This window comes from Desulfosporosinus sp. BICA1-9 (assembly GCF_000802135.1).
The window spans coordinates 1-11,996 of the sequence record NZ_JUEE01000013.1; the positions used below are offsets into that span (position 1 = coordinate 1).

At 41.4% G+C, this 11,996-nt stretch carries 7 protein-coding genes and 2 pseudogenes; 6 read left to right on the forward strand and 3 right to left on the reverse strand.

All coding sequences use genetic code 11. From position 1 onward, the window contains the following. From JL57_RS01125 to JL57_RS01145, 5 genes are all read left to right on the forward strand, one after another. On the forward strand, window positions 1–1,167 hold a 1,167-nt coding region (locus tag JL57_RS01125; protein ID WP_034140216.1), incomplete at its 5' end, for a glycogen synthase. Window positions 1,168–1,451: 284 nt separating this feature from the next. Next, entirely contained in the window at window positions 1,452–4,925 is a 3,474-nt protein-coding gene (locus tag JL57_RS01130) for a bifunctional glycogen debranching protein GlgX/4-alpha-glucanotransferase (protein WP_034140217.1), read from the forward strand. A gap of 367 nt (window positions 4,926–5,292) precedes the next feature. Further along, on the forward strand, window positions 5,293–6,348 hold the full coding sequence (locus JL57_RS01135; RefSeq protein ID WP_034140218.1) for an HD-GYP domain-containing protein: 1,056 nt from the start codon (window positions 5,293–5,295) through the stop codon (window positions 6,346–6,348). 663 nt (window positions 6,349–7,011) lie between these two features. Then, on the forward strand, window positions 7,012–7,644 hold the full coding sequence (locus tag JL57_RS01140; RefSeq protein ID WP_034140219.1) for a hypothetical protein: 633 nt from the start codon (window positions 7,012–7,014) through the stop codon (window positions 7,642–7,644). Between the two features lie 103 nt (window positions 7,645–7,747). After that, window positions 7,748–9,103, forward strand: coding sequence for a sigma-54 dependent transcriptional regulator (locus tag JL57_RS01145; protein WP_034140220.1), 1,356 nt, complete (start codon window positions 7,748–7,750; stop codon window positions 9,101–9,103). 76 nt (window positions 9,104–9,179) lie between these two features. Here the strand turns inward: JL57_RS01145 and JL57_RS01150 are convergent. The 3 genes and pseudogenes from JL57_RS01150 to JL57_RS33225 form a co-directional block, all read right to left on the reverse strand. Further along, window positions 9,180–9,509, reverse strand: a pseudogene (locus JL57_RS01150) (SulP family inorganic anion transporter); the annotation flags it as partial. Window positions 9,510–10,034: 525 nt separating this feature from the next. Continuing rightward, window positions 10,035–10,643 (reverse strand): hypothetical protein, encoded by a 609-nt coding sequence (locus JL57_RS01155; RefSeq protein ID WP_034140222.1) that lies wholly within the window; start codon window positions 10,641–10,643, stop codon window positions 10,035–10,037. 138 nt (window positions 10,644–10,781) lie between these two features. After that, the gene (locus JL57_RS33225; protein WP_291299561.1) at window positions 10,782–10,949 is read right to left on the reverse strand and encodes a hypothetical protein; all 168 of its coding nucleotides are present in this window, start codon (window positions 10,947–10,949) and stop codon (window positions 10,782–10,784) included. 355 nt (window positions 10,950–11,304) lie between these two features. Here JL57_RS33225 and JL57_RS01160 point away from each other — a divergent pair. After that, window positions 11,305–11,996 (forward strand): annotated as a pseudogene (locus JL57_RS01160) (two-component sensor histidine kinase); the annotation flags it as partial.

An 11,996-nucleotide genomic window follows, 5' to 3' on the forward strand; every position in this document is an offset into this window, starting at 1 on the left:
TATTACTTCATTGACAATGAGTATTATTTTAAGCGTGCCAATCTCTATGGAGAGTTTGACGAGGCAGAACGATTTGCTTTTTTTTCTCGGGCTGTGTTAGAAAGCCTCGTTCACATCCCGGAATTCAATCCGGACATTATTCATTGTCATGATTGGCATACGGCTCTGATTCCTCTGATGCTCAAAGAGTTTTATACTAAGAGTCCCCTCTATTATTCGATTAACACCGTGTTCACCATTCATAATCTGAAGTATCAAGGGATTTTCCCTAAAGAGGTTCTGACAGACGTGATCGGATTGGACGAAACCTTTTTTACAGAGGAGACTCTAGAATTTCACGGTGCAGTTAACTTCATGAAAGCGGGTCTTCTCTATGCAGACTCGATTACAACGGTGAGTCCAACCTATGCTCAGGAAATACAAAATTCGTTTTACGGAGAGAAGCTGGAAGGGATTTTACAAAAACGCCAGGATTCTTTGGTTGGAATTCTCAATGGCATTGATTATGAGGTCTATAACCCTGATACGGATCCTTATCTTGTTGCCTCACGAGCTAAAGACGACAATAAAAAGGATTTACAAGCTATTTTAGGGCTTCCTGTCCGAGGGGATCTACCCATCCTAGGGATGGTCAGCCGCTTGGTCGATCAGAAAGGACTGGATCTGCTCAGTTTCGTTATGGAAGAAATTCTGATGTTGGATGTCCAAATGGTGATCCTTGGGACAGGAGAACAATCTTATGAGCAGAAATTGCAAGGGTTTGCTGACAAATATCCTGAAAAAGTTGCATTCAGAAGAGAATTTAATGATCAATTAGCGCATAAAATTTATGCCGGGCTTGATAGTTTACTAATGCCTTCACGCTTTGAACCCTGTGGTATATCCCAAATGATTGCTATGCGTTATGGAACGATCCCGATCGTACGGGAAACGGGAGGGTTAAAAGACACGGTGATTCCTTATCAGGAATTGACAGGTGAAGGTAATGGCTTTAGTTTTGCAAACTATAATGCTCACGAATTATTGTTTGCTGTACAGCGGGCGGTTAGGCTCTATTACTCCGACCAATCAGCCTGGACTAAGTTGAGAGAAAGTGCCATGAAACGGGATTCAAGTTGGGCCCCATCTGCCTATGCATATACTAAAATTTATGAGTCACTGTTATAAAGGGCGGCCGCCTGCGCTTCTCGCCATCCATGGCTACAGGGACACTCGGCCATCACGGCGCCTTGCCAATCCACACTGCAGGAGTATGCGTAATGAGTTGCAGTGTGGCGATAAGCTCGTCCGCTTATCGTCATGGCGGCGCTCTAATCTCGAACATCCTTGTTCGAGTCATGGCCAGCGCTTCTCCGCTATGCTAACACGTGCGAAGACAGTGTCTTCGGGCACCAGCCAAATTTATACCGTCAGACCGAACGAACTAAGGAAGATGCGGTAGGAGTGTGGAAATGAGTTTTTTTGTCTATCATGACTCGCATAGTCTAGACTACCGTCAGCCCTTTGGAGCGGTAACTTGTGGACAGATGATTAGGATTCGTTTAGATCTGAGCTCAGAAATTCCTATAGAGTCCTTACATTTACGCCTCTGGGAGAGAGACCGGGAACGATTAGTCCCAATGTGTCCAAAATCTGGGGAGTTTTCCGAACAAAGGGTCGTGTTTGAGGTGGAGTATGAGGCCCCAAACACCCCCGGACTTGTCTGGTATTATTTTAGGCTTCAAGTCGGTGGACAAACCTACTACTATGGCAATAATGTGGATAAGTTGGGAGGGGAGGGACACCTCGGGAATGAAGAGCCTCCTTCCTACCAAGTGACTGTTCATAGTCCCTCGGAAGTTCCGGCTTGGTATAAACGGGGAATCATGTATCAGATCTTTGTGGATCGTTTCTATCACGCCCATGAAGATGGGTTCGTGCTATACCCTAGAAAAAATGCTCTCTTACATGCTGATTGGTATGACACTCCCTTCTATATTAAAGACGAACGAGGTAGAGTAACTCATTGGGATTTTTTTGGTGGGAACCTATTAGGGGTTATTGAAAAATTACCTTATCTCCACGAGTTAGGGATAAGCATCATTTACTTTAATCCGATCTTTGATGCTCCTAGTAATCATAAATATGATACTGCGGATTATCACAAGATCGACCCTATGTTTGGAGATGAAGAGCTCTTCGAGCACTTAATCAAAGAAGCTAGGCAATACGGAATTGCTATCGTGTTGGACGGTGTGTTTAGTCACACCGGGAGTGACAGTGTCTATTTTAATCGCTATAATACTTACCCTAGTGTGGGTGCTTATCAGTCAGCAGAGTCTTCCTATTATCAGTGGTATCAATTCAAGCCCAACAGCCAAGAGTACCAGTCGTGGTGGGGCGTTGATGCACTGCCAGAAGTGAATGAACTAAACCCAGCCTATCAAGAATTCTTATTCGGTGCTGGGGATGGGGTTATCCAAAAGTGGATGAAAAAAGGAATTGCTGGTTGGCGCTTGGATGTGGCTGACGAGCTTCCGGATGAATTCATCCGGAAATTGAGGCAAACGATCAAAACCATCAATCCCGAAGCAGTTCTCATAGGGGAAGTATGGGAAGATGCCTCTAATAAGGGGAGCTATGGTAAACTTCGAGAGTATTTTTGGGGTTATGAGCTGGATGCTACGATGAATTACCCTTTCCGAGATAGTTTCCTTAGCTTCATGCTAAGTAAAACTACTTCAAACTTGGTTTATCAGCAAGTGATGAGCTTGTATGAAAATTATCCCCGAGAGAATTTTTATGGGGCTATGAACCTGATCGGGAGTCACGATCGGGAGAGGATCTTAACTCTATTAGGGGAGGCGCCCGATGAAAAGGCTTTGATAGAAAATGAGAAGCAGAGCTATAGGCTTTCTCCAGAGGCGCGAGAACTTGCCGTGCAAAGACTTAAGCTAGTTAGTCTGATCCAAATGACCTTTCCTGGTGTACCTTGTGTGTATTATGGGGATGAAGTGGGGCTGGAAGGCTATAGTGACCCTTATAACCGTGCAACATACCCTTGGAATAGGGAAGACCAAGAAATCTTGCTGTGGTATAAAACGATGATTCGCCTGCGTCTCGAGTATGAGGTATTACAGTCGGGTGATTTCCAGTCATTTTACTCTGAGCCGGATATTTATGGTTTTAAACGGTCTGATGGAGATGAGGAAATCACAGTCCTGATTAATCGCCATGCCTCGCAAGCTAAGGAAATCACCTTGCCATCGACTTTGCATACTAATCTGATAAAGGGTGCCCTCGTTCTAGATTTACTGAGTGGGCAGATTATCACTGGACAGACGGCACAAACCCTTATCCTAGGCCCTTTGTCAGCCCAAGCCTTGTATTGTAAACAAAGCCTGCCGCCATTTCCGCGTCAAAACTTGGGGCGTTCTTGCGGAGTGTTAATGCACGTTAGCTCCTTGCCTTCGGACTTTGGGTCGGGAGATATGGGCATAGAGGCTTATCGTTTTGTCGATTTTTTAGTTGAATCTGGTCAATCTTTGTGGCAAGTGCTGCCTTTAAATCCTGTCGGTTTAGGAGATTCTCCCTATCAAAGCGATTCTGCTTTCGCAGGAAACCCGAGGCTGATCAGTCTGGAAGGTTTGATGCGGGAGGGCCTTCTCGAAGCGGATTTTGCTGAGGAGTTGCAACTGGCAGAGTTGTCAGCTGAAATGTTTAAAGATGTTAGTCTGCGAAAAGCGTTTAAAGGCTTTAAGGCTCAACTCCAAGAACAAGGCCAACTCCCAGACCAAGCCCAAGACTCCGATCGGACTGGGCCAGAGTTTAGGTTTCTTGCTCGGCAGAACTATTTGAGATTTCAACAGGATCACCGGGAATGGCTGGATGATTATGCTCTATATCGAGCTTTAAAGTCTCATTTTGGGGACATAGCCTGGTATGATTGGGAACCAGAGCTTGCTTGGCGCAACACGGAGAGGGTGGCGGAGTATGTCCGACTGCTTGAGGAAGAGGTAGAATTTAATCGTTTTGTTCAATATGCTTTTTATTATCAATGGCAAGGGCTTCGGCACTATGCCAAAGCCAAGGGAATTAAATTAATTGGGGATATCCCTATTTTTGTCGCAGCCGATAGCTGCGACGTATGGGTAAACCATCGGTTTTTTAAACTGGACGAGGGCGGCAGACCTGCTAAAGTAGCGGGAGTTCCTCCCGATTATTTTTGTAAGACGGGTCAGTTATGGGGAAATCCAGTCTATGACTGGGATGTCTTAGGGTTAGAGAATTATACTTGGTGGAAGCAAAGAATCAAACTTGTTCTCGGGCTTTTTGATTTTATTCGTCTTGACCACTTCCGAGGATTTGAGGCTTATTGGGAGATCGAGGCCAGGGAAGAAACAGCGATGAACGGCCGATGGCTTAAAGGACCTGGGAAACGGTTTTTTGAAAGTCTAGCTGAGGAATTCGGGGAGTTACCTTTCATTGCAGAGGACTTAGGAACCATCACACCGGAAGTCAACGTTCTAAAGCGAATTTTTAGTTTTCCAGGTATGAAGGTTCTACAGTTTACAGCGTTAGAGGAGATGATCTTCGAAGAAGATTCTAATCTGATCTATTACTCGGGTACACATGATAATGATACCTTGGTGGGATGGTATAAATCGACCTGGACGGATGAAGAGAGAGCTGACTATGCTGGAGAAGATCAAAAGGATGATCCAAAAGAAGCCTGCCGCAAACTGATTGAGGATTTGTATAAGAGCCCAGCCTCTTGGGTTATTACTCCGATGCAAGATATTCTAGGTTTAGATACCGACGCTAGGCTGAATGTTCCAGGGACGATCGAAGGAAATTGGCAATGGAAGCTGAAACAGGATCTGTTGACAACTGAAGTGAAGGAGTGGCTTCGTTCTGTAGCTAGAGAAACGAAGAGACTGCCATAGGTAGGGCGTAGCGAAACTATAGTTTCGCTACGCCATTTTCTTTTAATATAAAGTTGCGATCTAAGGCAGTCCTTTATGTATTGAAGGTGCAAAAAGGACTCTAAGCTTGGACCATCTACAAATTTGTGGATGGCCTAGCTTTTTCGATCACACTTTTCTGTTCTTTTTTACTTAAAGTTGATTAATGTTTGAACCCCAGGAGAATTATTACCTTAAATGAAGGATATCTAAAGATTTCTGTCGAATTCAGTGAGCTGATATGAAGAAAAAAATCCTATCTAGAGACACGCAAAAAGATTAACCTGAAGGAATATGCCGGAGATTGCATATCGAATACAAACCTATTTTAGAGAAAGGAGGTAGCGAAGTGCGAGGAGTAAGTGTTCAGCGCCTTAAAGAAGGAGATGTTCTAGCAAAAGACATTTATGCTTCAAACGGTAAAGTATTACTCGGTAAAGGGGTAGTTCTGACATTACCGTATATTACTCGCTTGCGGGATTTAGGTACTAATGGTATATATATTGAGGATGATTTGACCAGTGATATTATCATTGAGGATGTTATATCGGATAAACACCGTTATGAGGCTATGGCCGCCATTGAAAAATCTTGCAAAACCATCCAAAATGGAAAGAATGAACTTGATTTACAAGACTTAATAAGCAATATCGTCCAGGATATTCTCTTTCAAAAGGATATAATGATTAGCCTCATGGATATGCGTAATATTGATAACCGAGTATACGCTCATTCCGTGAATGTCTGCGTATTATCTAGCGTTCTGGGCAAGGGGCTAGGCTTACCCGTAGATAAGCTTAATGATCTTGCACTAGGTGCGCTGCTCCATGATGTGGGAATTGTCAATTTACCAAAAGAGATTATTAATAAAAGAAGTCTATTAACGGAGGAAGAATTAGAGTTATACCATACTCACACGACCCAGGGCTATGATCTCATCCGTAAAAAGAGAGAAACCAGTATAATCATTGCTCATATGGCTTATCAACATCATGAATGGTTAAATGGTAAAGGTTATCCGCGCCAATTAAAAGGTGCAGCTATCCATCCGTTAGCTGAGATTGTGGCAGTAGCTGACTTCTATGATTGTCTGATCCATGGTTCGCCTGGCATTCATCGAGTTTTACCACATGTAGCCTGCGAAATACTGATGGCAAATGCCGGGGTACGTTTCCGTCAGGAGTTGATCCACATCTTTTTACAGTATGTTGCTGCCTATCCTACCGGATACACCGTAAAGCTTAATAATGGAGAAACCGGAGTCATTGTCGGACAAAATAAAGGTTTACCTACGCGTCCAATCGTACGTGTTTTTGACGGCAAGATAAATCTTAAGCAAATACGGGTTATCGAGTATAATCTCGTGCATGAGCGGACTCTTTTTGTCGAGTATATTATTGAATAGCTCATTTTTGCAAGGCGTTAAACAGTTTCTAGAACTTCAAATACTAAAGTAGTAAGGTTGAAGACACCCACTTCTTGTAAGTGGGTGTTCCTAGTTTCCGCACTAGCATTAGCATTAGTCAATCCTTCGGAGTTTGCCCGGGCATTGGTTAGCTTAAAAAAATTAGTAATAACTAAGGAGGATTACGCTTAAATTGATTTGCTGAAAATAAAACGAACATAATGATAATCATTAATTATGGTCAATCAATTTTTAAGAGGAACTTTTAGCCAATTTTATAAAGGTAAGAATAATAACCCTGCAAAATGAACGAAAATGAGGTCTTAAGAAAGGCCAAGTTAAGATTCCACCAGAGATAATTCCCAATAAAATCCTCTAGATTTAGATATCTCAAGCATGTTTCATAATATATCTTAATTAAGAACATACTGATATTCTATAGACATAATCGTGTCCATAATGATAATCTTTAATTGTGATCAAAATCACACATGAAAGCAGAAGGAGGTTGATAGGACGCGAACTGAAGTTAGCACAATGTCAATCGATTTTTTTCTTGAATAAAATTATAAAGCTGTCTTTAAAGACCGCTAAGAAATTTGATCGTAGTCTTAAAACCGAGCTTAGATGTGACCTTACAATAAAAGAAAGGTGGGTTACGATATGTCCCGCTTAACTTTCAATAACAATCAATTTATTGGGGACAATATGAAGAGGGAATTAGGAGATAGAAACTATCCAATCTGGCTGTTAATAAACCCAAAATACCCTGCAGTTCGCTATGATATTTGGAGACCTGTGTTAGATGAGATCCAGGACAGAGTATTTAGGGATTTTCAAACCAGGATAGATACTACAAATATTTATATTAGGAGCGCCGTAGTCGATGGCGGAATAGTTCCGAATACCTTAAATTGGTGGGGTAAGGAAGTTGCCAAAGAAATTGAATATTACAGGGCAATTGTTCAAGAACACAAGCCAAAAATGCTGATCTCTTTTGGTGCTTTTCCTTTTGAATTTGCAAGGCGCGTCTTCGAAATTAAACCGGAAAAAGGACCTAAGGCTTGGAGCACTTCTATTTTGAAAAATGAGTTCGAGAAATCTATTGATGACTTTGATATAAATCAAACAAACAGGATTCCCTTACTGCGTCGAGTCATTGCCAGTGATAAATTCATAGAAACCCGTAATATTTTATCTCCGACTGACAGTGAGACTTATTTTCAACACGTTGGGACTAACATTGCGGAAAAGATTATTGAAAACAGGGATCAGCTAGATATTTGGATTAAGTGAATCGAGTACTAACCGTCTGAGGATTACTAATGCTGAAAGCGCAGAGCCCTTAACGAATGAATGGTGGTAACTCACTTTCCGTTAAGCGAAGGAAGTGTTTTTATTGAATAAGATTCTTATCATTGATGATGAAGAGCATCTGTGTTGGGCTCTCGAGAAAGGCCTCCGTCAGGAAGGATATCAGGTGATAACTGCCACCGGGGGGAAAGAAGGCCTAGAACTAATCCAGAATGAAACACCTTCCTTGGTTATTCTTGATCTCAAAATGCCTGAAATGGATGGGTTAGACGTATTGGTTAAGGCTAAAGAGCTTATTCCGAAGCTTCCGGTCATTATGATAACTGCCCATGGGTCAATTGACACTGCCATCGAAGCCATGAAACTGGGGGCAATTGACTATATTACCAAACCATTTGATCTTGATGAGCTCAAGATAGTCGTAAAACAGGCCTTAAAGGTTAGTCGTTTACGGGAAGAAGTTGTTTTTCTACGCTCAGAACTAAACAAAAAACACGGCCGAATTTTAGGCAACAGTTCGGCGATTCAAGAAGTTAATACACTAGTCGAAAGGGTAGCTGACAGTAATGCCACGGTATTAATTACCGGGGAAAGCGGGACAGGCAAAGAGGTTGCGGCGCTGTCGATTCACAACCTAAGCTATCGACGTGAAAAATCCTATGTGCCTATTAACTGTGCTGCACTACCGGAGTCATTACTGGAAAGCGAGTTGTTTGGCCATGAGAAGGGTGCCTTCACAGGTGCTGTGGTTCGAAAAACGGGTCGTTTTGAATTGGCTGATAAAGGAACACTTTTCCTTGACGAGGTCACTGAAATGCCACTGTCTATGCAAGTAAAGCTGCTGCGAGTTCTTCAGGAAAGGCAGTTTGAAAGGGTAGGAGGTACAGAAAGTATCAAAATTGATGTAAGGATTATTGCAGCTACTAATCGAGATCCGATGGATTGTATTAAAAAAGGGACTTTTCGTGAGGATCTCTACTACCGATTAAATGTTTTGCCGATTCACATTCCCCCCTTAAGATTAAGAACTGAAGATATCCCCTTATTGGTGATGCACTTTCTGCAAAAATTTAACCCCTCTCAGGAACAAATGATCTCTCCTGCAGCCTTGGGGTTACTGATGAATTACGAGTGGCCTGGGAATATCCGAGAGTTACAGAACGTGATTGAAAGGTCTGTTATTCTCTCTCAGGGAAATGATATCAAAGTACAGCATTTACCAAAGGAAATACAAAAACTTGAAAACAGTAAAAATGCGGCCGATCGTGGGTTGATTCTTAATTTCCCAGACAAGGGGATCTCCTTTGATGCGGTCGAAAGAGAGCTGATTCTTAAGGCTCTTGAGAAAAGTACTGGGAATCAAACTAAAGCGGCTCAATTGCTAGGCCTTACTCGATCGGCGCTTCTGTATAGGGCACAAAAGTACCAAATCAAGTTGTAGGAAAAACCACGAAATTGGTTACGATTGGCTAATTATTTCAAAGGGAGGTATATCATGAAGGTCACCTCTAAGTGCAGCCAATTAAAAAGATTAAAAGAAACAAGTTAGCATAGAAGTTATCATTCCCTGCAAAGGGTATCATATAAGAAGCAATCAAGAGACAGATAGCATTGGTGGGGCCAGTTGCTAACTGGTTGGAACTACCAAATGATGAAGCGAGAATGGTTAGCACAATACCTGAATATAAGCCGTAAGCGGGGTGAACACCTGCAATCATAGCATAAGCCATGGTTTGTGGTAACGCGACGACTGCAACCGTTAGGGCAGCAATTAGATCAAAGCGAAGGTTATTTCTGTCATAATTGATTAAGGTATCTAAAATCGGGATAAATTTAATGATGCTCATCATTATACCCCCAAACAAATTTTGTTTAACCTATTAGCTAAACTCGATCAAGTTTTAAAGTTTGAGAGGATTTAGTTCGTGAAATATGGTACTTTTAACCGCCTGCAATCCAATGGGGATATTCCACTAATTTGAATCTTTGCCTTGTATAAGGGGAAGATTCCCCCTTGTTTGTTTTCAAACAGCTAGAAGTCGATTGTCTGATTTCAAGCACGAGGGAAAATGGATTGTCAAACGAAGACAGAGAAGAAGGCGTACTTATCAAAGAATTGACGGGAAGCGTCCAATGAACAAGAACAATAAAAGGACCGAGGGCGCCTCGGTCGCTCATAGGCGCCCAGACTTTTTGAACCAGTTGCTTTGGGGTGAAATGATGACATTACGTCAATTTAGCGCTTTGTCTAAGGTTTCTTCATCACAATGCCAGAGCCAATAACCGAAGAAAACCAAGAACCCCCAAATGAATTTCCAAGCACCCATATTTATCGTCCTTTCTCCATTGCAATCTCTTCTAATTGTCGCTTATCAAATCCATATTTTAAGACCATCCTTGTTTTCAATTATCTTTTCGGCAATCTTGATTGCAATATCATGATAGTAATTTTCGATGTCTTCCCAATCTTTAAGGCTCTTAGTTTTCTTCGTTACTCGACAAACTAAAGGAATCCAATTTGTTTGGTTTATATCAAAGTTCGCAATAGATCGTTCAAATTCATCTGCTATGTTACTAGTACTCCAATACTTAGGCCCATTCTCAGGCCTTTGAACGAAGACGCGCCTAACAAACTCATTTGTAATGGTACCGAAAGTAATTAGAAGTTTGGGTTGATGTTCGAGGACACTTTCCCTTAAGAATGCAATTTCTTGAGCTACCTGTGCTTCACTTGAAGCATCAGGAACTCTTCCAATATCGCTAATCGTATTCATTATGAAAATATTTTTACTATTAATTCTGGCATGGAGTTTACGATATACCTGGTCCTGAATCTCATACATTATGAGAGACCAAATATCGTAAATATCAGCAGGATATTTGGGATTAACTAGTAGCCAAATCGGACAAGATCTATCTCCGGATTCTTTATTCATTCTATCAACAAACGTTAAATCATTATTAAGTACTAAGCTGGACAAACAAATCCCACCTTTCGATGCTAAATCCACTTTAAACGTGTAAAGAACGAATGCTTAGTTCCATCAGAATACTATGCGATTGATTTATTGATTTGATATAGACGGAATAATGTTATAATGTTAGTGTTGGTTTACCTTCTACCGTAGAATTGCACTGACTGTTACTGGATCTTGGATTTTTTCCTTGTTTCGAGAGTGGAATTTTCTCATCACTTCCACAATAAGCTTGCTCGTTTCCATCTCATTGTGGATATTGCATGAATCAAACACTTCTTGAACCCATTCGATGAATTGAGTAGTCTTCATAAGAATTACCCCCTCCTTAAATTAAGTTATCTCTCCTATTGTTTAATATGAGACCCATGAAGATGTTGGTTCTTACATTTATGAGATATTGAAGCAATACTTACCTTTATTTTCTGAGTATCACTTATGTAGTTATTTATGCAATTATCATGCCAGCCATTTTACCACTTTTTCTGTTATGCTTTGTATGTTTTCAGACATCTCAATCTGCGGGAAACTAAATTCCTTGAGCCCAGATTTACCATAAGCAACTTTTAAGTCTACAACTTGTGTTCTTTATAACAGGCATTAGGCTTTGTTTGATTTTGAACAACTGGAAATGAATTGCCTGAATTCATGCAGAGGAGGCGTTGGCCTGTTAAGAATTCTGAAAAATAAATCCTTCGCTTCTCAAATAATGATCACTGTTTCTGCCATCTTATTAATCCCCATTCTAGTGATGATGTATGACATCTTTTTTTCTGGTGCCAAAGATGAAATGCTTTTAAAAACAAAGGAAGAGCGCTTGGGTACCATGGTTAACGCCACAGTTCAAGGATTAACAGAAGTTCTGGACCGTGCAAATGTAGAATCCAACACCTCCCTCGCTCTTATGGATACAAGCATAATTGCAAATGCCTTTGATATAATTGCTAAACCATTGGCAGATGCAAACCCTGGAGTACGCCTGGGTCTTTACATTCCTGAAACAAAAGACCTTTTTGTAAATGGTTTTCTCCACCAATACAGGCCTCAAACACCCGAAGAAATCAAAGCGAGAGAGTATCGAATTTTAGACGAAGCTTCCTCAGGTCTAGTCGCTGTTAATGCTACAAAAAAACCACTTTCTCGTATCACCGGGTCACTTGGAAACCAAACCTTTGAATATTTAATGCCGGTAATGCAGCAGGGAAAACTAATTGCTATAGCTTGGGCAGACGAGCAGGTTCATCCGGTCTTTGCCCAGAGTAGGCAATTTAGCCTAATCACTCGATACCTGACGCTTTTTGGACTGATCTTTGGTCTAGGAGCCGCTCTTTATGTCATTCATAACTTGGCCACTGAAGT